The sequence below is a fragment of the uncultured Flavonifractor sp. genome, assembly GCF_944383115.1.
Lineage (GTDB): Bacteria > Bacillota > Clostridia > Oscillospirales > Oscillospiraceae > Flavonifractor.
On the sequence record NZ_CALWOJ010000018.1, the window covers coordinates 1 to 23,046 of the forward strand.

22 protein-coding genes are annotated in these 23,046 nt (G+C 62.4%); 18 read left to right on the top strand and 4 right to left on the bottom strand.

Features of this window, described 5'->3' with window-relative positions:
- Positions 1–351: 351 nt before the first annotated feature.
- The 9 genes from Q0K43_RS03720 (at position 352) to tsaD (ending at position 9,124) form a co-directional block, all read left to right on the top strand.
- Positions 352–1,023 (top strand): response regulator transcription factor, encoded by a 672-nt coding sequence (locus tag Q0K43_RS03720; RefSeq protein WP_297289227.1) that lies wholly within the window; start codon positions 352–354, stop codon positions 1,021–1,023.
- 1 nt (position 1,024) lies between these two features.
- Complete coding sequence (locus Q0K43_RS03725; protein WP_297289228.1) at positions 1,025–2,668, top strand: sensor histidine kinase; 1,644 nt, start codon at positions 1,025–1,027, stop codon at positions 2,666–2,668.
- A gap of 105 nt (positions 2,669–2,773) precedes the next feature.
- Positions 2,774–3,634, top strand: coding sequence for an MSCRAMM family protein (locus Q0K43_RS03730; RefSeq protein ID WP_297289229.1), 861 nt, complete (start codon positions 2,774–2,776; stop codon positions 3,632–3,634).
- Between the two features lie 95 nt (positions 3,635–3,729).
- Positions 3,730–4,008, top strand: a complete 279-nt coding sequence (locus Q0K43_RS03735) for a hypothetical protein (RefSeq protein ID WP_297289230.1) — start codon at positions 3,730–3,732, stop codon at positions 4,006–4,008.
- Between the two features lie 124 nt (positions 4,009–4,132).
- Complete coding sequence (gene polA, locus Q0K43_RS03740) at positions 4,133–6,796, top strand: DNA polymerase I (RefSeq protein WP_297289231.1); 2,664 nt, start codon at positions 4,133–4,135, stop codon at positions 6,794–6,796.
- A gap of 11 nt (positions 6,797–6,807) precedes the next feature.
- Positions 6,808–7,422, top strand: a complete 615-nt coding sequence (locus Q0K43_RS03745; protein ID WP_297289232.1) for a GNAT family N-acetyltransferase — start codon at positions 6,808–6,810, stop codon at positions 7,420–7,422.
- Positions 7,407–7,640: a DUF6199 family natural product biosynthesis protein gene (locus Q0K43_RS03750; RefSeq protein WP_297289233.1), complete on the top strand. Its 234-nt coding sequence runs from the start codon at positions 7,407–7,409 to the stop codon at positions 7,638–7,640. Before Q0K43_RS03745 ends, Q0K43_RS03750 begins: the two co-directional genes overlap by 16 nt.
- A gap of 12 nt (positions 7,641–7,652) precedes the next feature.
- Positions 7,653–8,117: a ribosomal protein S18-alanine N-acetyltransferase gene (gene rimI, locus Q0K43_RS03755; RefSeq protein WP_297289234.1), complete on the top strand. Its 465-nt coding sequence runs from the start codon at positions 7,653–7,655 to the stop codon at positions 8,115–8,117.
- On the top strand, positions 8,114–9,124 hold the full coding sequence (gene tsaD, locus Q0K43_RS03760) for a tRNA (adenosine(37)-N6)-threonylcarbamoyltransferase complex transferase subunit TsaD (RefSeq protein ID WP_297289235.1): 1,011 nt from the start codon (positions 8,114–8,116) through the stop codon (positions 9,122–9,124). The genes rimI and tsaD overlap by 4 nt, the downstream gene beginning before the upstream one ends.
- Before the next feature lie 60 nt (positions 9,125–9,184).
- Here tsaD and Q0K43_RS03765 read toward each other — a convergent pair whose 3' ends face one another.
- The 4 genes from Q0K43_RS03765 to Q0K43_RS03780 all read right to left on the bottom strand — a co-directional run bounded on the left by Q0K43_RS03765 (position 9,185) and on the right by Q0K43_RS03780 (position 14,053).
- Complete coding sequence (locus tag Q0K43_RS03765) at positions 9,185–9,808, bottom strand: hypothetical protein (protein ID WP_297289236.1); 624 nt, start codon at positions 9,806–9,808, stop codon at positions 9,185–9,187.
- Positions 9,792–10,397 carry an RNA polymerase sigma factor gene (locus Q0K43_RS03770; RefSeq protein WP_297289237.1) on the bottom strand — a complete coding sequence of 202 codons (606 nt, stop codon included), beginning with the start codon at positions 10,395–10,397 and terminating at the stop codon, positions 9,792–9,794. The genes Q0K43_RS03765 and Q0K43_RS03770 overlap by 17 nt, the downstream gene beginning before the upstream one ends.
- Positions 10,398–10,434: 37 nt before the next feature.
- Positions 10,435–11,280 (bottom strand): stalk domain-containing protein, encoded by an 846-nt coding sequence (locus Q0K43_RS03775; RefSeq protein WP_297289238.1) that lies wholly within the window; start codon positions 11,278–11,280, stop codon positions 10,435–10,437.
- Between the two features lie 202 nt (positions 11,281–11,482).
- A complete protein-coding gene (locus Q0K43_RS03780) occupies positions 11,483–14,053 on the bottom strand; it encodes an FAD-dependent oxidoreductase (protein WP_297289239.1) in 2,571 nt (856 codons plus the stop codon).
- A gap of 131 nt (positions 14,054–14,184) precedes the next feature.
- Between Q0K43_RS03780 and Q0K43_RS03785 the strand changes: the two genes are divergently transcribed.
- The 9 genes from Q0K43_RS03785 to Q0K43_RS03825 all read left to right on the top strand — a co-directional run bounded on the left by Q0K43_RS03785 (position 14,185) and on the right by Q0K43_RS03825 (position 23,013).
- Positions 14,185–15,066, top strand: coding sequence for a LysR family transcriptional regulator (locus Q0K43_RS03785; protein ID WP_297289240.1), 882 nt, complete (start codon positions 14,185–14,187; stop codon positions 15,064–15,066).
- A 207-nt stretch (positions 15,067–15,273) separates the two neighbouring features.
- A complete protein-coding gene (gene larE, locus Q0K43_RS03790) occupies positions 15,274–16,017 on the top strand; it encodes an ATP-dependent sacrificial sulfur transferase LarE (RefSeq protein ID WP_297289241.1) in 744 nt (247 codons plus the stop codon).
- Positions 16,018–16,022: 5 nt separating this feature from the next.
- Positions 16,023–16,781 (top strand): nickel pincer cofactor biosynthesis protein LarB, encoded by a 759-nt coding sequence (larB, locus tag Q0K43_RS03795; protein WP_297289242.1) that lies wholly within the window; start codon positions 16,023–16,025, stop codon positions 16,779–16,781.
- On the top strand, positions 16,778–18,061 hold the full coding sequence (gene larC / locus Q0K43_RS03800) for a nickel pincer cofactor biosynthesis protein LarC (protein ID WP_297289243.1): 1,284 nt from the start codon (positions 16,778–16,780) through the stop codon (positions 18,059–18,061). The genes larB and larC overlap by 4 nt, the downstream gene beginning before the upstream one ends.
- 11 nt (positions 18,062–18,072) lie before the next feature.
- A complete protein-coding gene (locus Q0K43_RS03805) occupies positions 18,073–19,626 on the top strand; it encodes an ABC transporter substrate-binding protein (RefSeq protein WP_366086131.1) in 1,554 nt (517 codons plus the stop codon).
- A 26-nt stretch (positions 19,627–19,652) separates the two neighbouring features.
- On the top strand, positions 19,653–20,645 hold the full coding sequence (locus Q0K43_RS03810; RefSeq protein WP_366086132.1) for an ABC transporter permease: 993 nt from the start codon (positions 19,653–19,655) through the stop codon (positions 20,643–20,645).
- Positions 20,642–21,466: an ABC transporter permease gene (locus Q0K43_RS03815; RefSeq protein WP_366086133.1), complete on the top strand. Its 825-nt coding sequence runs from the start codon at positions 20,642–20,644 to the stop codon at positions 21,464–21,466. The genes Q0K43_RS03810 and Q0K43_RS03815 overlap by 4 nt, the downstream gene beginning before the upstream one ends.
- A gap of 12 nt (positions 21,467–21,478) precedes the next feature.
- Entirely contained in the window at positions 21,479–22,411 is a 933-nt protein-coding gene (locus tag Q0K43_RS03820) for an ABC transporter ATP-binding protein (RefSeq protein WP_366086134.1), read from the top strand.
- Positions 22,408–23,013: an ABC transporter ATP-binding protein gene (locus Q0K43_RS03825; RefSeq protein ID WP_297289245.1), complete on the top strand. Its 606-nt coding sequence runs from the start codon at positions 22,408–22,410 to the stop codon at positions 23,011–23,013. The genes Q0K43_RS03820 and Q0K43_RS03825 overlap by 4 nt, the downstream gene beginning before the upstream one ends.
- Positions 23,014–23,046 lie beyond the last annotated feature (33 nt).

Below are 23,046 nucleotides of genomic sequence, written 5' to 3' on the forward strand. Positions count from 1 at the left end.
TTGATGTACACATGGTTGCCGGTGGCCTTGGAAAAGGCGGTGCTGTAGACCAAACTGGTGTTGCGGATGACCCCGGACAGTACGCTGCGGGCCTCCTTGAACTCTTTCAGGGTGAGCATGGGGCAAGACTTCCTCTCTGATAACGGAATATAGTTTTAATGATACTGACTTTTGCAGGGAAAGTCAACGTGTTCTTGACACTGCCGGGAGAGGCACGGTACAATGCCTCTGGATGGACGTACAACTGTAGTTGGCATACATAAAGTGCGCTGCAAGGTGAGAGCAGCGCACTTTTTGACATGAGACGGACACAACTTTCTGATAAGTTTTGGCTGAAAGGAGAGGAGCGGCATGGCGGATCGCATTTTGGTGGTGGAGGACGAGGACCGCATCCGCAATATCGTCCTGGACTATTTTGCCGTCCACGGCCTGGACTGCGACTTGGCCCGGGACGGGGAGGAGGCCCTGGATCTGCTGCGGGACAACGACTACGATGCTATTTTGCTGGATGTCCTTATGCCCAACCTGGACGGCTTCGCCGTGTGCCGGGCGGTGCGGGCCCGGAGCCGGGTGCCCATCCTCTTCCTTACCGCCCTGGGAAGCGAGGAGGACGTACTGCGGGGCTATGCCCTGGGAGCGGACGACTATGTGACCAAGCCCTTCTCCCTGGCGGTGCTGCTGGCCAAGACCCGGGCAGTGATCCGCCGCAGCCGGGGAGAGGGAGACAGCGAGACTCTGAGGTGCGGGGTCATCGCCCTGGATCTGGCGGGGCGTACCTGCACCGTGGCGGGGAAGCCGGTAAGCCTGACCCGCCGGGAATATGATCTGCTGCTCTGCCTCATCCGCAACAAAGGTCAGGTGCTCAGCCGGGACCAGCTGCTGGACAAGGTGTGGGGCATCGATTTCGAGGGGGGAGAACGGGCGGTGGATGTGCGCATCAAAAGCCTGCGTTCAGCCCTGGGAAGCGCCGGAAAGCAGATCAAAACGGTATTCAAGGCGGGGTATCGGATGGAGGGCGAGTAACGTGAAGAACAAACGGCTGTTTTTTGGATGCTTTGCCAAGTCGCTGCTGATCTCCCTGCTCCTCTGGGGAGTGGCCATGGGGGCCATGCTCTGGGTCAATCACCAGTGGAGTTGGGAGGATATCATCAGTCAGCGGTATGAGCTTCCCAATGCCATCACGCAGGGGACCACCAATTTTACGATTCCCACCGGGTCAGAGGAAGAGGAGATCCAGCCTTGGGAGAAGGACGAACTATCCGTCATGCTGACCATGAACAGCTGCGACACCCTGAAGAAGTACGGCGGGCAGTTCTTTGTGCGGGTGTACGACCAGGAGGGGGAGCAGCTGGGACAGAGCCAGATGCTGGCGGGCCAAAGCGCGGTGTACCAGCCGGATGGGACGTCGGAGCTCCGGTATCTCCTCTTTGACCCGGCCCTGACCGAAGAGGGGCAGATGGCAGCCGCCCGCATTCTGAACGGCTACTCCGACCACAGCTTTTGGACCGGCGAGGCGGGGGATCATATCAGCCCGGACAGAATTGAGCTGACCGGCTGGGAGGAGGGGGAGGTGATCTATGTCCGGACCCTCACTCTGCACTTTGGGGAAGAGCAGGTGGTACTGGCCGATTCCGACGCCCAACTCTTTCCTGATCGGCAGGCGGAGACCTTTCAGGCCATATGGCTGGAATGTTACTCCGCTCTGACGGGCCGGGGCGGGCCGGAGCGGCGGCTGGAGCAGTACCGGGACATGGCGGCGCAGGTGGACGCTGTTGAAGCGGACAATCCACGGTGGATGCTTGGACAGTCCAGCATCGTTTACTATGGAAGGGGCAACGCTCGCCTGTGGGATAACGGAGTGCATCCTGTTGCGTCCAACTATTACCTGCCCGGCGATTATCTCCTGGCCGGCCTGGAGCCGGCGGCTCTGCTCACCCTGGCGGCGGTGGCACTGGCCCTGTTCACCGCCTGGCTGGAGAGTCGGGCCATCCGGCGGGAGCGGGCCTTCGTCCGGGGGGCGGCCCATGAACTCAAGACTCCTCTGGCGGTGCTGCGCACCCATGCCGAGGCCCTGCGGGAGGACATCGACCCCGCCAAGCGGGGCCAGTACCTGGACACCGTGGTGAGTGAGAGCGACCGGATGGCGGCGCTGGTGGAGCGCATGATGGACCTGGCCCGGCTGGAGCGGGGCGGCAAGGTGGAGCGGGAACCCCTGGATCTGACCGCCCTGGTGGAGGAGCGCGCTGCCCGGCTGGCCCTACGGGCGGAGGAACAGGGGATCGAACTGCGTACCCAACTGTCCCCGGCAGCCCTGCTGGGGGATCGGCTGCGGCTGGAGGAAGTGGTGGACAATCTGGCGGACAACGCCCTGCGCCACTGCTCCCCCGGCGGTGCGGTGACCATTGCCCTGGCCCAAAAGGGACGGCGGATCACGCTGACGGTAGATAACGATGGCCCCGTCATCCCGCAAAAACATTTGGACCGCCTGTTTGAGCCCTTCTACCGGGGAGATGAGGGCCGCAGCCGGAGGGACGGAGGGGCCGGACTGGGGCTGGCCGTGGTCCGGGCTGCGGTGGAAGTCCACGGAGGACGGTGTTGGGCGGTCAACCGTGCGGGCGGAGTGACGTTTACGGTGCTGCTTCCAGGAGCGGGGGCGGAAAAAGCGTGAATGTCATGGATAGGGGGAACCCTTTCCCTCCGGGCCGGATATACTGAAGTGAGCTTCGCCTTCACAGGGGCGGGGCATTCACACATCACTTCAGGAGGATATGTTATGGCGGATATTAAGCAGGATCTGCTTGCTCTGGAATACAGCCCCAGCTTTGAGCTGCAGGGCACTCAGGAGGCGGCTGTCAACCTGGAGCTGCCTCCTGTTCCGGTCGGCTTCGCCACCGTATACGGCACGGTGACCGACGGTACCGTCCCTCTGGCCGATGCTACTGTCAAACTCTTTGACAGCACCGGCGCCCCCTTCCAGCACACGCTGACCGATGCCAGCGGACAGTATTCTCTCAGCAACATCCCGGCTGGCACCTATACCATCAGTGCCGTCAAAAACGGCTATCTGCTCAGCGATCCTATGGGCGTGACTCTGTCTGCCAACGACACCACCCAGATGGCGCTGGTATGTACTGCCGAATCCACCCTGACCCTGGGAGCCATTGCCGGTGTGCTGACCACCACTGTTGAGGCTGTAGTCACTCCGCTGTCCGGCGCAAAGCTCACCCTGAAAGACAGTTCTGATGTGGTAGTGGCCACCACTTACTCGGCGGCGGACGGTGAGTTTTTGTTCTATGACGTGGCCGACGGCCTTTATACGCTTCTGGCTTCCGCCGAGGGTTATCTGACCTCCGCCCCCATGGCGGTGACCATCACCGGCGGTTCGTTAGCCAACGTGACCATGTCTCTGGCGGTGGACGTGCGCACCTACAACGGCACCGTCAGCGGCACCATCCGGGATCAGAACGGTACCATTGTGGCCGGTTGCTTCGTGGGTTTGTATCAGGTGACCGGGACTGGGGCTGTTACCACGGAGACGCTGATTGCCACCACCAAGACCAATGCCGAGGGTCAGTACCTCTTCGGCGGTGTGACGGGCGGCCAGTACCTGGTCAAGGCGAAGCTGGAGCAGTAATCACCGGAAAGCCATTCTGTCTGTGTAGATCTGGGGAGCAGGCGGAGCAGCTTTGCTTCACGCCCGGCTTTACCCTGTGTTCTGTCCGGGTATTGGTGCGCTGCCCCCGGGAGGAGGACCGCCTGGCCCTGTGTCCGTGGCAGGGAAGCGACTGCTGGGTGCGGCGGGCGGCGGGGGAGACCCTGTTCGCCTTTCTGCCGCCGGGGCGGTATCAGCTGGAACTGGTTCGGGGCCGCCGGACCTTGTGCCGCCTGGGCCTGTCTCTGCCGCCGGGCGCCAATGTGACCCTGTGGCTGGACCCGGCCAGGCGGCAGTGGAGCTGGCGGCGTGAATGGTTCCACTGCTTTTACAATCAGCTGGGCGGAGTATGCTGACCAGTCCGCCGGCGTCCCAACCAGGGGGCGCCGGCGGGCTTTTCTCTTGTATGGCACAGGGAAAACTGGTATACTATATCCTGAGATTTTATGTCCGGTGCGCCGGGCGGCAGGAGGTCCTTCCATGAAGCTCATGGTCATCGACGGCAATTCCATCATTAACCGGGCCTTTTACGGCATACGTCTGCTCACCACCAGGGACGGCACCCCCACCAACGCTGTATACGGCTTTATGAATATCCTGCTCAAGCTGATCGACGAGGAGCGGCCCGACGCCCTGTGCGTTACCTTCGACCGGAAGGCCCCCACCTTCCGCCACCTGGCCTATGAGGGCTACAAGGCCCAGCGCAAGGGGATGCCCGACGAACTGGCCGCCCAGCTGCCCATCCTGAAGGATGTGCTGGAGGCCATGAATATCCCACGCTATGAGCTGGACGGCTGGGAGGCAGATGATCTCATCGGCACCATCTCGGTGCAGGATACCGCTGCCGGGTGGGACACCGTTATTGTCACCGGCGACAAGGACTCCCTCCAGCTGGTTACCGATACCACCCGGGTAAAGCTGGTGTCCACCCGCATGGGCCAGACCACCACAAAGGAGATGACCCCTGAGACCTTCCGGGAGGTCTACGGTTTTGATCCCATCCATATGGTGGATCTGAAGGCCCTGATGGGGGACACCAGCGACAACATCCCCGGTGTCAAGGGTATCGGGGAAAAGACCGCGCTGGATCTGATCCAGCGTTACCACAGCGTGGCAGCCATCTATGAGAATCTGGACGGGGTGGAGGCCAAGCCCGCCGTGCTGAAAAAGCTGGCCGAAGGGGCGGATCAGGCCAAACTGTCCTACGACCTGGCCCTCATCCACTGTGACGCGCCCATCGATTTCACCCCCGAGGCCAACCTGCGGAAGGAGCCCAATACCTCCGAACTGTATAACCTCTTTTTGAAGCTGGAGTTCAACAAGCTCATTGACAAGCTGGGCCTGAAGGCCCCTCAGGGTGAGGTGCAGCAGCAGGAGGAGCAGTTTACCGGCGCTTGTACCAGCGAGGAGGTCACCGACCGGGCCAGGGCGGAGGAACTGCTGGCCCTCTGGCGGACCCGTGACAGTGTGGACGTGCTGGCCCTGCCCTCCCTGGACGTGGTTGTGGTGGAACACTGGGAGAATGAGACCGACAGCCACGCTGCCATCCTCCGGGCCGACCAGCTGGAGGGGTACAACGAGGTGCTAAAAGCTCTCTTTGCCCCCGATATCAAGAAAAACACCCACGATGTGAAAACCCTGCTGTCCCGGCTGCTGGACGAGGGCATCGAGGGAGGCGGCTTCGTTTTTGATACGGCTTTGGCGGCCTATCTGCTGGCCCCCACCGACGGCAGCTATGAGCTGGAGACTTTGGGGATGCGGTGGTTCAACCATGAGTACGACAAGGCCAGGGACACCTATCTGGCCAAGGACGCCTGGACGCCCTTGGGGGATCAGGTGGCGGTGCTGGGGGCCTTCTTGTCCCACTGCGCCCTTATCGGGGCGTTGAAGGAGGCCATGGCTCCCAGGCTTACCGAATTGGGTATGGACAAGCTGTACTATGAGGTGGAGCTGCCCCTGTGTCCGGTGCTGGCGGAGATGGAACACGCCGGGGTGCTGGTGGACCGGAACGCCCTCACCGCCTTTGGCCAGATGCTGGACAAGGGCCTCCAGGCCGACGAGGCCCTCATTTACGAACTGGCGGGGGAGCAGTTCAACATCAACTCCACCCAGCAGTTCGGTCACATCCTCTTTGACAAGCTGGGGCTGCCCCCGGTGAAAAAGACCAAGACGGGCTACTCCACCAACGCCGAGGTACTGGAGAAGCTGCGGGACAAGCACCCCATTGTGGAGGCGGTGCTGGACTACCGGCAGCTGGCCAAGCTGAAATCCACCTATGTGGACGGCCTTACCAAGGTGATTGCCGCCGATGGGCGCATCCACACCTCCTTCCAGAATACCGTTACCGCCACCGGGCGGCTCAGCTCCACCGAACCCAACCTGCAGAACATCCCTGTTCGCACGGAGCTGGGGGCGGAGCTGCGGAAGATGTTTGTGGCTCCGGCGGGGAAGATGCTGGTGGACGCCGACTACTCCCAGATCGAACTGCGTCTGCTGGCCCATATTGCCGGGGACGAGCATATGATATCCGCCTTCCGGAGCGGGGAGGACATCCACACCGTTACGGCCTCCCAGGTGTTTGGGGTGGCCCCGGAGAATGTGACCCATGAGATGCGCCGGAGAGCCAAGGCGGTGAACTTCGGCATCGTCTACGGAATCTCTGACTTCTCCCTGTCTCAGGACATCGGGGTCACCCGAGCCGAGGCCAGGGAATATATGGAGAAATACTTTGAGAAGTACTCCGGCGTCCACGCCTATATGACCCAGGTGGTGGAGCGGGCCAAGGCAGACGGCTATGTGTCCACCCTCATGGGCCGCCGCCGCTGGCTGCCCGAGCTGAAATCCTCCAACTTCAATCTGCGCTCCTTCGGGGAGCGGGTGGCCCTGAATATGCCCATCCAGGGTACCGCCGCCGATATCATCAAGCTGGCCATGATCCGGGTGCGTGACAAGCTGCGCTCCGAGGGGCTGGAGGCCCGGCTTATCCTCCAGGTCCACGATGAACTGATCGTGGAGTGTCCCGAGGGGGAGACCGAGCGGGTCAAGACCCTGCTGGAGACCGAGATGGAGCAGGTGGTGCAGCTGGCCCTGCCCCTCATCGCCGAGGCCCACGCCGGCAGGAGCTGGGCGGAGGCCAAAGGCTGAAAGGAGCAGTTATGGAATTGCGTCCTGTGACCGGCGGCGCACTGCGAGACTGGTATGACCAGGAACTGACCCAGGCCTTTCCGCCCAATGAGTGTAAGCCTTTGGCGGACATCAAGGCCCTGATGGACCAGGGACGCTATGAGGTGTGGGGCCTCTTTGAGGGGGAGACCCTGCTGGGCTACGCCACCCTTTGGATGGAGCCCGCGGATAAAAGCTGTATTCTGCTGGACTATCTGGGGGTGACCGCCGCCCGGCGGAATGGGGGCCTGGGCAGTCAGATTGTCCGGATGCTGGCGGAGCGGCTGGCGGGGAAGTCTCTGCTGCTCATTGAGGCGGAGCGGCCGGTGGAGGGGGACGACCCGGCGGAGAATGGGCTCCGTCGCCGTCGCCTGGCCTTCTATGAGCGGTGCGGTTTGATACCTGCCTACGATATGGCCACCTGCGGAATGCGTTTTACTACCTTCCTGCCGGAACGGCCTGCCGATCTGGCCCCGGTGATGGCCCTACACAAGGCCATTTACGGCCCCGTCCGCACCGATGTAAAGGTACCCCTGGGGCCGGATGAGCTGCCGCCCGGCCCGCCGGCGTGGATGGAGAAAGGAGAGACGGAATGGAGCGTTTGCTGATGTGCCTGGCTGCGTTGGTCTGCATTGCCCTGGGTATTTTTATGCTGGCCAAGCCGGAACTCTGCTGGAAGCTGGAACATTTTCTGGATACCATAGGCGGAGAGCCATCTGACTGGTATCTCACGGTGACACGACTGGCGGGCGTGCTGTTTCTCCTGCTGGGTGTTGGAATCCTGCTGTTTCTGCTGGTTGAACTGATCTGCAGTTTGGCGTTTTAAGGAGCGGATACTGTGAATTATAAACTGGTCCCTATGGACAAATCCCACCTGAGTCAGGTGGCGGCCATCGAGCGGGAATGCTTTTCCCACCCCTGGTCGGAGGCCCTGCTGGAGCAGGAGCTGTATAACGATATGATCTCTCTGGTGGTGGCCGAGGGGGAGGACGGCACCGTGCTGGGCTACGGCGAGGTGCGGGCTGTGCTGGACGAGGGCACCTTGGAGAAGATCGCGGTGGCCCCGGCCTACCGCCGCCAAGGGGTAGCGGAGGCCATCCTGGGGGCTTACATCCGGTTTGGACAGGCCCACCTGGCCTTTCTCACCCTGGAGGTGAGGGAGAGCAACGCACCAGCCATTGCCCTGTATGAAAAGCTGGGCTTTCAGACCGTGGGCCGCCGGAAGAACTACTACCGGGAGCTGCACGAGGACGCCCTGCTGATGACCATTACTTTTTCTGAGGAAACGAAGGGAACGCAATGAACATTTTAGCTATTGAATCCTCCTGTGACGAGACCGCCGTGGCGGTAGTGAAGGACGGCCGCACCGTCCTGTCCGACGCCATCGCCTCCCAGGCGGATATGCACGCCATCTACGGCGGCGTGGTGCCTGAGATCGCCTCCCGCAAGCACATCGAGGCCATCGCCGGCCTGGCCGATCAGGCCCTCATGCAGGCGGGGGTCACCCGGAGCGACATTGACGCGGTAGCGGTGACCTACGCCCCCGGCCTCATCGGCGCCCTGCTGGTGGGTGTGAACTTTGCCAAGTCGGTGGCCTATGGACTCAATGTGCCTATCATCCCGGCTCACCATGTCCGGGGCCACATCGCCGCCAATTACGTCGCCCATCCAGACCTTGAGCCCCCCTTTGTGTGCCTGTGCGTCTCCGGCGGCAACACCATGATCGTGGACGTGAAGGGCTATACCGACATGGAAATCTTGGGTGCTACCCGTGACGACGCGGCGGGTGAGTGCTTTGACAAGGTGGCCCGGGTGCTGGGGATCGGCTATCCTGGCGGCGCTCCTATGGACAAGCTGGCCCAGGGCGGGGATGACACCCGCTACGAGCTGCCCCGGGCCCATGTGGCGGACGCCCCTCTGGACATGTCCTTCTCCGGCCTCAAGACGGCGGTCCTCAACCTGGCCCACAACGCCGCCCAGAAGGGGGAGGAACTGGACATGAAGGGCCTGGCGGCCTCCTTTGCCGCTGCCGTCAGCGACACTCTGGTGCCCCGCACCATGGAGGCAGCCAAACACTGCGGCTATGGCAAGATCGCCGTGGCCGGCGGCGTGGCGGCCAACTCCCGCATCCGCGCCGACCTGGAGTCGGCCTGTAAGGCGTCCGGGGACAGGCTGTTCCTGCCGCCGCTGTCCCTGTGCGGGGACAACGGGGCCATGATCGGCTGCCAGGGCTATTACGAATATTTGGCGGGAAAACGGGGCGGCATGGACCTCAACGCCTACGCCACCCGGGACATTAAACTGGGCTGAGCCTATGAAAAAGGGGCGCCCCTCTCCAATGGAGAGGGGCGCCCCTTTTTGGAAGACATATTACTGGAGATTTGTTTGGATCAGGGTTTGCCACTGTGCCTGAGACAGGCCGGAGGAAAGACGCAGGGAGCAGACGTATTGTCCGTCCGTCCAGATGGCAAGCACATAATCGTCCTCTGTGTGACCCTTCAAAACGATGCTCCATCCATCCAGCGTCTCTGCACTCTGGGCGGCATACTGGGTATAGTCGCCGGAGTTGTCCTCCGAGCCGGCCGATTTGCGGAACAGGGCCCACTGCTCGCCGTTTTCGTAACGGATCTGGGCCATAGTCTGGCCATAGGCGGTATAGGTGGCGCTTTCCCAGGAGAAAGGCAGCTCCTCCAGGTCGGATACAGGGAAGCCCAGCAGGGTGGAGAGCGCCTCCGCCGAGGCCACGTCCTGAAAGTCGGGAACTGCGGTGATGGGGCCGGGCGGGGTAGCCACAGGAGGCGTGGAGAAGCGGGGCAGCAGGGAGACGCCTGCCAACAATATGGCCAGACAGGCTGCCGCGGCCAGCGCGCCTGGCAGCATTGGAACTCTGCGGCGGGGGGCGGGGGCTTCGGCAGACAGCCGTTTCAGAATACGCTCCCGCGCGGTGTCCGTTACCTGGATCTTGGACATGATTTCATCATAGCTCCGGCCCAAAGTCATACGCCTCCTTTAAAATCTCTTTCAGCTGCATCCGGCCCCGCCGCAGATCGGAACGGATAGTAGACTCCTTGCGCCCCAGGATGGATGCAATTTGGACGGTGGAACAGCCTTCGTGATAGAACAGATGGATGGCGGCCCGGGTATGCTGGGGCAGGGCCTTTACGGCCTCCCAGACGAAAGAGAGATCCTCCCGTTGTTCTGCCGCCAGGGTGTCGCTCAACTCGTCGCTATCCCGCAGGCGATTATATTTCAGCCGGTTTTTGCTCAGATTGGCCGCCACCCGCAGCAGCCACGCCTTTTCGTGCTGGGGCGTCTCCAAAACCGGCGCGGCGCGCAGCATTTGCAGCAGGGTATCCTGGAGAACTTCCTCCGCGTCGCTCTGGTTATGAAGATAGGAATAGGCCAGACGCAGGATACTGTTGCCGTAGGTATCCAGCATACGCACGGCCTGGGCGTTGACCTCTTCCCGTTGGAGCCGCAGCGGATCGTGGGCAGCAAAAAGCAGGCGCAGCCGCCAAAGTGCATTGGAAATGTACCGGCCCAGGGAGGGCCTTTTCAGCGGGCAGGCAGCAGTCATCACCATCTTCTCCTCCTAGTGAAGTGCCGGGCCAGATGTTGGGTCAAATGACTCCGCCGGCCAGCTCCAGAACAGTATCCCGGTTCAAACCGGCCTCGCTCCGGATGGCATAAGTATAGCCGTCTGCCGTCCAAACCGCAAGCTGCACCTGCCCGCCGGTTCCTTTCAGGGTGATCTCCCCGTAAGGCATGGATACGGTCTCCACCTGAGGATAGGCGGTATAGTCGCCGCTGACATCTGCATCACCCATCCCCTTGCGGACGGACAGACCATCGGTGCAGAGGACCTGGATCATGCTGCCGGGCAGAACAGAGATGGAGTCGGTCCGGCAGGTGTCAGGCAGCGTCAGGGGAAAACCGGCCTGCTGCTCCGCCTCGGCCAGCGTGGCGCAATCCACAAAAGGATTGGGGATTTGAACGGCGGGATCGGTCTGGATGGAGATGGTGCCGCTGTCGCCGGTAATGGCGTCCTCCCGGCTGCCCAGCAGGGCGTCAAACAGACCCAGCGGGACGTAAGTGGTACCGTTGGTTGCATAGGGGGCGCAGCCCAGAGAGAAGGGGGCGCTCATGCCCACCATGCCTTCCAGACTGGTGGTAACGACATAGCGGTCTACACCGATGGTGACGTCGGTATGGACCTTGCCGGTGTCTACCCGCACCTGATCGCCGGACCAGCTGACGGTAAAGCCCAGCTCCTCGGCCACAGCGCGGAGGGGAACCATGATGCAGGCCTGAATATCGGTATCCGCGCCGTTGATCTCAATGGCGTATCCGGAGGGAGCAGCTGCCTGGTTGGCGGGCGGCTGGCTGAGGGGGGTAGCCGCAAGGGCGGGCAGGCAGAGGGAGGCGGTCAGAGACAGAGACAACAGCGCAGGAATGATTTTTTTCATGATGATCGTCCTTTCCAAAGTGTTTGGCGGGAGAGCGACGCTCTCGTTGTGACACTTTGGATACAACTGGGGGCGATAAAATGTTGCATGGAGCATAAAAAAGATGGCTGCAATCCGTTCGCTTTGCATAATACCCCCTGATGTAGTACTTGCGTTTTCCTACATCAGGGGGTATTCCTCTATGGTACGTTTTGCACAGCGGTCAGCAGCTGGCGCCGCCAATGACCGTCTTGTTCATCACAGCCTGTTTGTCAATGGAGCCGTGGAGCAGTTTGTCCTCTACATAGTCAAAGCCCAGCCGGGCAATGGTGTCGGCAAACCGCTCGCCGGTCCGGCCTTCGTCCCGGAAGAGGAGGATGGCCTTTTCCACCAGAGCAATGACTTCTTCCTCGCTGGTAAAGAATTTGGACAGAGGTTTGCCGGCGGCTACCTTCTTGCCCCAGCGGCCGCCCAGGTAGACCTTATAGCCGTAGGTGCTTTCGGTGAAGGCGCCGAAGGGACACTTCTCCAGACAGCGGCCGCAGTGGTTGCAGGCCTGGGGATCAATGACCGCCTTGCCGTTTTGCATGGATACGGCGTGGATGGGGCAGGCTTTTTCGATCTGGCATACCTTGCAGCCTTTGCACTTGGTCAGATCAGGTTCAGGCAGACGCTGGCCGATGATGCCCAGGTCGTTTAGATCGGGCTTGACGCAGTTATTGGGACAGCCACCCACAGCGATCTTGAATTTGTGGGGGAGGGCCACATCGTGATAGCCCACATAGAACAGCTCGTGGAGTTTTTCGCTGAGGGCAAAGGTATCGCACAGTCCGTACTGACAAGTGGTACCCTTGCAGGAGACCACCGGCCGCACTTTGGAGCCGGTGCCGCCCACATCCAGGCCGGCACCGTGGAGGAACTGGATCAGAGGTTCCACATTCCCGTAGGGTACGCCCTGGATCTCCATCGTCAGGCGGGTGGTCATGGTGACCTCGCCGGAGCCGAACTGCTGGGCGGCCTGAGCCACGGCAGCGTGTTCCGCGCTGGTGAGTTTACCGTTGCGGGTGATGACGCGCACGTTGAAGCAGTCGGGCGTACGTTTATCCCACAGACAGCCCAGCCCCTTGAGCCGCTTGACCTCGTCGGGGGGCAGGCTGGAGCCGGAGAGCTGAGGTACCTTGACCAGGTTAAAGGTAGCGCCGCCCTCCAGCACTCTGGTGTTGGTGTAGCCGTAATACTTCAGGCGATTCTGGAGGAAATAGCCCCGCTTGCCGCGGGCGCACACCAGCAGCAGCTTGGCGTCTTTGTCGATGCCCTCCAGAGGGCCGTTGACCTGGGCCAGATCGACCCACTGGGCCCCGGGGAGGGAGGGAGCGGGCTGTGCGTCGATGACCGTGTAGTCCTGGGCCTCTCCGGCGGCATACTCCATCGGGGTGAAGCTCTCCAGCTTGCCGGAGAGCTTGTTCTCCAAGATATTGCAGGCCTGAACAAAGGGATGGATGGCGGTGGAGAAGGGGGGGGCATAAGCCAGATCCATCGTATCGAAGGCATCGATGGTAAGCCCGGCATACATGCCCACCGCGGCAATATCCACCATCTTGTCCACCGCTCCTGCGCCCAGCACCTGGAGGCCCAGCAGCCTGCGGGTGTGGCGATCGGCGATCAGCTTGGTCACAAAGATGGATGCGCCGGGGTAGTAATGGGCCTTGTCGTCACTGACGCACACCACGGAGATGGGGTCGAAGCCCTCGCTGCGGGCCTGGACCTCGGTAAAGCCCGTCCGGCCGGCGTTGAGCTGGGGCAACAGCTTGACCACGCCGGTGCCCAGGCAGCCGCCGTAGGGGGTGGGAGTGCCGGTAATGGTCTTTGCCAGCGCCCGGGCGGACAGGTTGGCGGTGGAACCCATCGCCGACCACTGGTTCTTTCCGGTTATGGCGTTGCGCACCATTGCGCAGTCGCCGGCGGCGTAGATACCGGGCAGATTGGTGCGCATCTCCCGGTCCACCACTACCGTGCCCTTGAAGAGTTCCAGGCCGGTATCCTTCAGAAATTCGGTGGCGGGGCGCACGCCGATGGCCAGTACCACCACATCGGCGGCAATGGGGCCGCCGTCGGTGACGATACCGGCGGCCTGATCGGTGCCGCTCACCGACAGGATACGCTGGCCGGTCACCACCCGGATACCGGCTTCTTTCAGCTTCCGGCGGGCAAAGTCGGCCATTTCCGGATCAAACACATTGGGCATGATCTGGTTGGCAAAATCCACTACCGTTACGTCCAGTCCAAGGGAGAGCAGGTTTTCCGCAATTTCCAGACCGATAAAGCCGGCGCCTGCCACCACCGCCCGGCGGCAGTTGTGAGACTGCACATAGTTGCGCAGACCCACGGCGTCGTCAGGGGTACGCATGGGGAATACGCCGGGCAGGTCCTTGCCCGCCATGTCGGGCACCACGGGGGCGGCGCCGGTGGCAATGATCAGTTTGTCATAGCCTTCGGTAAAGGGCCGTCCATCCAGCAGGCCGCTTACCGTTTTGGCTGCGGGGTCCACCCGGGTGACTTCACAGCCGGTGACCACCTCCGCGCCGGTGAGACCGGCATACTTCTGAGGGGTATTGACGATCAGTTCCTCACGGCTGCCAATGGCGCCGCCCACATAATAGGGCAGGCCGCATCCGGCGTAGGAGATGTCATTGCTTTTATTCAGTACCTTCACTCCCGCGCTGCGGTCCTCCCGCTTGATTTTGGCCGCAGCTTTGGTCCCGGCGGCAACGCCGCCAATCACCAGAATCTTCATTCTGATCTCCCGTCCTTATTGTCCAGATTTGAAGTCGCGCTTGTAATCAGTATAGCACCACGGTATAATAAATTAAAGTTTATAAAAATTATTGATCCATAGATTTTTCTTATGAGTGGTGGTAAATGGTGGTGGACTACAGGATCCGTACATTTTTGACACTGTACGAGACGATGAATTATCGAAAGACCGGGGAGCAGCTCTGCCTGAGTCAGCCGGCGGTTAGCCAGCAGATCCGTGGGCTGGAAGAGAAATATGGCTGCAAGCTCTTTCAGTATGACGGGCGACGTCTCCATGCCACGCCCCAGGCCTGTCGGGTGGCGGAGTACGCCCGGGCGGCGTTATACAACGAGCAGCGTCTCCAGCAGGAGCTGGATGGGCCGGCAGCCAGGGAGATCCGCATTGGGGCCACAAAAACCATTGGGGAATTTGTGGTGGTGGATGCGCTGAGCCGGTACATCTGCGGCACAGGGGACAGCCTGAAGATCACAGTGGACAACACCTCTGTCCTGCTGGGGCAGCTGGAGCATGAGCAGCTGGACTTCGCCCTTGTGGAGGGGGCCTTTGACCGGAGCAAGTTCGGCAGCTGCCTGTTCCGCAAGGCCAGATTTACCGGCCTGTGCCGGGCCGGACATCCCTTTGCCGGGCGCACGGTACCGCTGGAGGAGCTGGCCGGCCAGTGCCTGGTGGTGCGGGAGGAAGGTTCGGGGACCCGGCGGATCCTGGAACATGCGCTGGCGGAGCGGGGCTATTCCCTGGACCTCTTTTCCCGGGTGATCTGCGCCAACCAGTTTTCCCTCATTACCCGGTTCGTGGCGGCGGGCTGCGGCATTACCTTTGCCTATGAACCGGTGGCGGCGGAGCGGCCGGAACTGGCCTTTTTCCATCTGGATTGCCTGGGGGAGGAGCGGGAATTCAGCCTGGTCTATCTGAAGGGAACCCATGTCTACCCCATCGTGCGGGAGGTGTTGGGGGACCTGACGCCACCGGGATTGGCGGACGGGATGAAATAGGCAGAAAATGCTTGCAATGGATCTGGCGGTATGGTAAACTACAAAGGCACTGGGAATTGTGACCACAGAGCCGGCAGGAAGCCGGCCTGAGCGGCAGGAGCCGCGGAATTTTCACCAGGTTCCCGGTGTTATCATGCGTAGTGATACTAGGAAGGTATCCGTCCCCACAGGTGGACGATACCTTCTTTTTTGTAAAGGAGTGGGGTAATGACGCTGGAGCAGTTTTTCAAGCAGGTCCCCCGGGCGGCGCTGGCCTTTTCCGGCGGCGTGGACTCCGCCCTGCTGCTGTGGGCGGCCAAGGCGTACGGCTGCCAGGTGCGGGCGTATTATGTCAACACGGCCTTTCAGCCGGCCTTTGAGCTGGCCGACGCCAAAAAGCTGGCGGAGGAGCTGGACGTGCCTATGACGGTGGTGGAAGTTGACGTGTTGGCGGTGCCCGGGGCGGCGGAGAACGGTCCCCGGCGGTGCTATTACTGCAAGAAGGCGCTCTTTACTGCACTGCGGGAGCGGGCTGCGGCGGACGGCTACACCGTGCTGCTGGATGGCACCAATGCCTCGGACGACGCCGGGGACCGGCCGGGGATGCAGGCGTTGCAGGAACTGGAGGTGCGATCTCCCCTGCGGGAATGCGGCATGACCAAGGACGAGGTGCGGCGGCTGTCCAAAGAGGCGGGGCTGTTCACCTGGAACAAGCCGGCCTATGCCTGCCTGGCTACCCGGGTTCCCACCGGCACAGCCATCCGCCGGGAGATGCTGGAGAAGGTGGAGCGGGGCGAGAACGCCCTGTTCCGGCTGGGGTTCCGGGATTTCCGGGTGCGGCTTTTGGGGGACGCCGCCCGCATCCAGGTCCCAACGGATCAGATGGAGCGGGCTGCGGCCCTTCATGACGAGATCATCCAGGCGCTGGGGGCGGATTTCTCCGCCGTTCTGCTGGACCTGGCGGGGAGGTAGCGAGTATGGACAACAAACACGATATTCTGCAATTGCTGCGGGCGGTCAAAGAAGGGACTACCACCCCCGAGGACGCCCTGCTGGAGCTGAAGCAGGAGCCCTTTGCGGATCTGGGCTACGCCAAGGTGGATTTCCACCGCCCCATCCGTCAGGGCGCGGCGGAAGTGATTTACGGCGCGGGCAAGACCCCGGAGCAGATCGCCGGCATCGCCGCCGCTATGGGGGCGCGGGGCTGTAACAATATCCTCATTACCCGCATGGGGGAGGAGGCCGCCCGGGTGGTGGAGCAGTCGGTTCCGTTGGACTACCATCCCATCCCCAGGCTGGGCATTGCCTTTCCCGGTCGGCGGACGTCCCTGGGCCACATCGTGGTGGCCACCGGCGGCACCAGCGATATGCCGGTGGCGGAGGAGGCCGCCCTCACCGCCGAGGTGATGGGCAACAAGGTCACCCGGCTGTACGATGTGGGGGTGGCGGGCCTGCACAGGCTGCTGTCCAACCTGGAGACCCTCATGAGCGCCCGGTGCGTCATTGCGGTGGCCGGCATGGAGGGCGCCCTGGCCTCGGTGGTGGGCGGCCTGGTGGATTGCCCGGTGGTAGCGGTGCCCACCAGCGTGGGTTACGGAGCCAGCTTCGGCGGCCTGTCCGCCCTGTTGGCCATGCTCAACTCCTGCGCCTCCGGGTGCAGTGTGGTCAACATCGACAACGGCTTTGGGGCGGGCTATCTGGCCAGTATGATCAATCAGATGGAGGGATTGCAATGAGAACCTTATATCTTGAGTGCAATATGGGGGCGGCGGGGGATATGCTCATGTCTGCCCTGTATGAGCTGTTGGAGGACAAGGAGGGCTTTCTGGATACCATGAATCATCTGGGGCTGCCCGGCGTCCATCTGGAGGCGGCCTCCGCCGTCACCAGCGGCATCAGCGGCACCCACATGAGGGTCACCGTCCACGGCCAGGAGGAGGACGAACACCTCCATCACCATGACCACGAGCATGAGCATGAGCATCATCACGACCATGATCATTGCCATGACCACGAGCATCATACTCATGGTCATGATTACCATCACGACCATGATCATGGGCACTACCATCATCATGCCACCCCCGGCCACATTGCCCACCTCATTGACCATCTGCCGCTGCCGGAGGAAGTCAGGGCCCATGCCAAGGGGGTGTACGACGCCATTGCCCAGGCGGAGGCCAAGGCCCACGGCTGCCCGGTGGGAGAGGTCCACTACCATGAGGTGGGGGCGCTGGACGCGGTGGCCGACGTGGCCGGGGTGTGCTATGCCCTCTATCTGCTCAGCCCGGACAAGATCGTGGTATCTCCCATCCATGTGGGCAGCGGTACCGTCCGCTGTGCCCACGGCATCATGCCGGTGCCCGCCCCAGCCACCGCCGCGCTGCTGACGGGCGTACCCACCTATGGCGGCGAGATCCGCGGGGAGCTGTGTACGCCCACCGGCGCGGCGCTGCTGACCTACTTCGCCCAGTCCTTTGGCCCCATGCCCCGGATGGCTGTGGAGAAGGTAGGCTACGGTGTGGGCACCCGCCAGTTTGAGCAGGCCAACTGCGTCCGGGCCTTCTGGGGGGAGAGCATGGAAGGAGGCGCCGGGGAGATTGTGGAGCTGATGTGCAACATCGACGATATGACCGGCGAGGCCCTGGCCTTTGCCGCCGAGCGGCTGCTGGCGGAGGGCGCCCTGGATGTGTATACCCTGCCCGGCACCATGAAGAAGGGCCGCCCCGGCCACGTCCTTACGGTGCTGTGCCAGCCTGAAAAGAAGGAGGATCTGGCGAAAGCCATTCTGCGCCACACCACCACCAACGGCCTGCGGGTGCGCCGGTGCGAGAAGTATTTCCTTGTTCCGGGCAAAACAACGGCGCAAACGCCGTGGGGCCCTGTGGGGATCAAGACTGCGGAGGGCTTCGGCGTATCCCATGCCAAGCCGGAGTATGAGGAGGTAGCCGCGCTGGCCCGGGACAACGATCTGCCCTTTGAGACGGTATGCCGGGAAGCCGGGAAGGGCCTGTGAGGAAACCGGGTATGAAGCGAGTACTTCTGATGCTGCTGTGCCTGGCCCTGCTGTCGGGCTGCGGCGGCAGGGGGGAGGAGCCGGCAGGTACCCGGAGAGAGGACAGTGTGGTCATTGCGATGGGTCCCACCTCCGAGCCGGAGGCCGGTTTTGACCCCGCCTACGGTTGGGGCGCCGGGGAACACGTCCATGAGCCGCTGATCCAGTCCACCCTGACGGTGACCAACACCGACCTGACCATCGGCTACGACCTGGCTACCGACGTGCAGGTCAGCGACGACGGCCTGACCTGGACGGTCAAGATCCGGGATGACGTAACGTTCACGGATGGGGAGCCCCTGACTGCCTCCGATGTGGCCTTTACCTACAACACCGTCAAGGCGGCCAGTTCGGTCAACGACTTTACCATGCTGGACCGGGCTGAGGCGGTGGACGACACCACCGTGGTCTTCCACATGGCCAATCCCTTCTCCATCTGGCCCTATACGATGGCGGTTGTGGGCATCGTGCCCCAGCACGCCTATGATCCGGCCACCTATGGCCAAAACCCCATCGGGTCCGGTCGGTACATCCTCAAGCAGTGGGACAAGGGCCAGCAGGTGATTTTGGAGGCCAACCCGGATTACTACGGGGAGGCCCCGGAGATGAAGCAGGTGACCATCCTCTTTATGGAGGAGGACGCGGCCTTTCTGGCGGTACAGGCAGGCCGGGTGGATCTGGCCTATACCTCCGCCGCCTACTCCGATCAGAGCCCGGCGGGGTATGGGCTGATGGCCTGTCAGAGCGTGGATAATCGGGGCTTCAACCTGCCTGTCATCGAGGGAATCCTCACCGGCGACGTGTTGGTGCGCCGGGCCATCAATATCGGGATCGACCGGCAGGAGATGATCGACAACGTGCTGGACGGATACGGCACCCCCGCCTACAGCGTGTGCGACCAGATGCCCTGGTACAACCCTGCCAATCAGGTGGACTATGACCCGGCTGGAGCGGCCGCCCTGCTGGAGGAGGCGGGGTGGATCATGGGAGCTGACGGTATTCGGGAGAAAAACGGGGTCAAGGCCTCTCTGAATCTGCTCTATCCCACCGGCGACTCGGTGCGCCAGGCCCTGTGTGCCGACTTTGCCAATCAGCTGAGCCAGCTGGGCATCGCCTGTACCACAGAGGGGGTGGGCTGGGATACCGCCTATGACCGGGCCCGAACCGAACCCCTCATCTGGGGCTGGGGCGCCCATACCCCGATGGAACTTTATAATATTTACCATACCGACGGCGCTGCCGGCAGCGCCCGCTATTCTCCCTATGCCAATCCAACGGTGGATTCCTACATGGATCAGGCCCTCCGGTGTTCCGACCTGGAGCAGTCCTATGAATTGTGGCGGAAGGCCCAGTGGGACGGCGCCGCCGGCGTCACCCAGGAGGGGGATATCCCCTGGGTGTGGCTGGTCAATGTAAGTCATCTGTATTGGGTGAGAGACGGCCTTCAGGTGGCGGAGCAGAAAATCCACCCCCACGGCCACGGCTGGTCCATCGTTAACAACGTGGATCGGTGGAGCTGGAACTGATATTCCACCGGAAAGAAGGAGTTTTCTTGAAGCATCGCCTGCTCTTTACAGGTAAAAAGCTCATCCGCATGGCCTTGCTGCTGCTGGGCGTCAGTCTGGTTGCCTTCCTGCTCATGTCCGCCTCCCCTCTGGACCCACTCAAGACCAATGTGGGTCAGGCGGCGCTGGGTTCCATGAGTCAGGAGCAGATTGCCAAGCTGGAGGACTATTGGGGGGTGAACGACCCGCCTGTGGAGCGGTACCTGGGCTGGCTGGGAGATTTCGTACGGGGGGATATGGGCACCTCGCTGCTCTACCGCCAGCCGGTGAGCCAGGTCATTGGCCAGCGGCTGCAAAACTCCCTGTGGCTGATGGCCTTTGCCTGGGTGATCTCCGGCGTGCTTGGCCTAACCCTGGGCGTCATTGCCGGCGCCAACCGTGGAAAACTGGCGGATAAGCTGATCCGGGGCTACTGCTGGCTCATTTCCAGCACGCCGGCTTTCTGGCTGGCGCTGGTGCTGCTGGTGGTGTTTTCCGTGTGGCTGGGCCTGTTTCCCATCGGCCTGTCGGTGCCTATCGGGGCGGATGCCGCCGACGTCACCCTGACAGATCGGCTTTACCACGCCTTTCTGCCCGCCCTTACCCTGAGCATCACAGGGGTGGCCAATATCGCCATGCACACCCGGGAGAAGATGGCCGACATTATGGATCGGGACTATGTGCTGTTTGCCCGTGCCAGAGGGGAGTCTACCCGCTCCATCGTGCTGCGCCACGGCCTGCGTAACGTGGCCCTGCCCGCTATCACCCTGCAATTTGCCTCCATCAGCGAGATCTTTGGCGGCTCGGTGCTGGTGGAGCAGGTGTTCTCCTACCCCGGTCTGGGCCAGGCCGCCGTCAACGCCGGCCTGGGGTCCGACCTGCCCCTGCTGTTGGGCATCACGGTGGTGAGCGCCGCCATTGTGTTCCTTGGCAATCTGATGGCCGATCTGCTCTACGGTGTGGTAGACCCCAGGATCAGAAGGGGGGCGGCCAGAACATGATGGGCTGGAACGGACGGAAAAACGCCCTCCTTCTGCTGGCTGTGGCCGCCCTGGTGCTGTGCGTTGTAACGGTGGCCGGCGGCCTGCTGGCGGACAGGGCGATGACCACCGACTTTACCCGCAAAAATCTGGCCCCCTGCGGCGCTTTCCTCTTCGGCACCGACTGGATGGGCCGGGACATGCTTGCCCGTACCCTGGCCGGCCTGTCTCTCAGCATCCGCATCGGCCTCTTGACCGCCGCCGTCAGCGCCGTCATCGCGCTGGCGATGGGGGTGGCCTCCGCGGTCTTCGGCGGCTGGGTGGACGCTTTGATTTCCTGGTGCATTGATCTGGTCATGGGTATCCCCCATATTTTGCTGATCATGCTCATCTCCCTGGCCTTCGGCAAGGGCTTTGTGGGGGTGGTGGCCGGCGTGGCCCTCAGTCACTGGCCCTCCCTGGCCCGGGTTATCCGGGGCGAGGTGCTTCAACTGAGAGGCGCGGTCTATGTCCGCACGGCGGAGAAGCTGGGGGTGTCCCGGCTGACCATTGCGGGCAGACATATGCTGCCCCACCTGCTGCCCCAGTTTCTCACCGGGCTGGTACTCCAGTTCCCCCACGCCATCCTCCACGAGGCCAGCGTTACCTTCCTGGGCTTCGGCCTGTCGCCGGAGCAGCCCGCCATCGGTGTGATTTTGTCAGAGAGTATGAGCTATCTCACCACCGGCAAATGGTGGCTGGCGGTATTTCCCGGCCTGAGTCTGGTGCTGGTGGTGGTACTCTTTGCCGCAGTGGGAGAGCAGATGCGAAAGCTGCTGGACCCGGCCAGCGTACATAGGTAAGGAGGGATGGAGTTGGAACCGATTTTGGAAGTGCGGAACCTGTCCATCTCCTTCACCCAGTATGGACGGGGTACCAGGCAGGTGCTGCTGCCGGTGATCCGGGACCTGTCCCTCGCCGTTGCCCCAGGCCAGGTGGTGGCGGTGGTGGGCTCCAGCGGCTCGGGCAAAAGCCTGCTGGCTCACGGTATCCTGGGTATCCTGCCCTACAACAGCCACATGGCGGGGGAGATCTCCTTCCTGGGCCAGCCCCTTACCCCCCGGCGGGCGGCGGCGGTGCGGGGCAAGGAGATCGTCCTGGTGCCACAGGGCGTGACCTACCTGGACCCGCTGATGAAGGTGGGGCCCCAGCTCCGCAAGGGCCGCCGGGATCAGAGCGCCCGGACAGCCAGCCGGGCGGTGCTGGAGCGGTACGGCCTGGGAGCGGATACCGAGGAGCGATACCCCTTTGAACTGTCCGGCGGCATGGCCCGCCGGGTACTCATCGCCACCGCGGCGGCGGAGACGCCCAGGCTGGTCATCGTCGACGAACCCACCCCCGGCCTGGACGCCCGGGCGGCCAGACGGGTGCTGGGCCATTTTCGGGAACTGGCCGACGGCGGCGCGGGGGTGCTGCTCATCACCCACGATTTGGAGCTGGCCCTCACCATTGCCCACCGGGTGGCGGTGTTTTATGCCGGTGAGACGGTGGAGGAGGCGGACGCTGCCGACTTTGCCGCCGGCAGGCTGCGACACCCCTATACCCGTGCGTTGTGGGACGCCCTGCCCCAGAATGGCTTTATCCCCATCTCCGGCGCCCAGCCCGGGCCGGGCGAGGTGGGGGAGGGGTGCCCTTTTGCCTCCCGCTGCCCCAAGGGGCGGCCTGAGTGTATGGGCCCGGTAGCCTATCGGGAACTGGACGGCGGCCTGGTGCGCTGCTTATATCCGGAAGGAGGGGAACAGCCGTGAGTCTGGAGGCAAAACAACTCACTTTCGGTTATCGCCGGAAAGGGAAAGAGCCGGTACTGGACCACATCGACTTGACGTTGGAGCCGGGGGAGCGGCTTGGGCTGCTGGGCCCCAGCGGCCGAGGCAAGACAACCTTATGTAAACTGCTGGCGGGTTATGAGAAGCCAGACAGCGGCACGGTGCTGGTGGATGGAAAGCCTTTGAAAGAGTACCGGGGGATCTGCCCGGTACAGATGATCTGGCAGCACCCGGAGACGGCGGTGGACCCGCTGATGAAACTGGGGGACACCCTGAAGGAGGGAGGACCGGTGGAGGAGGGGCTGCTGGAGGCTCTCCACATCCAGCCTGCCTGGCTGGAGCGGTATCCCACCGAGCTGTCCGGCGGCGAACTCCAGCGGTTCTGCATCGCCCGTGCCCTGCGGCCCGGAGTGCGCTATCTGCTGTGCGACGAGGTCAGCGCCATGTTGGACCTTATCACCCAGGCCCAAATCTGGACCTTCCTGCTGGATCAGGCGGAGAAGCGCAGCCTGGGGCTGGTCATCGTCAGCCATAACAGTCCTCTGATGGAGAAGCTGTGTACCAGGATGCAGACTTTGGCATAGAAAAGGATGGTATGTGAGCATTTTCACATACCA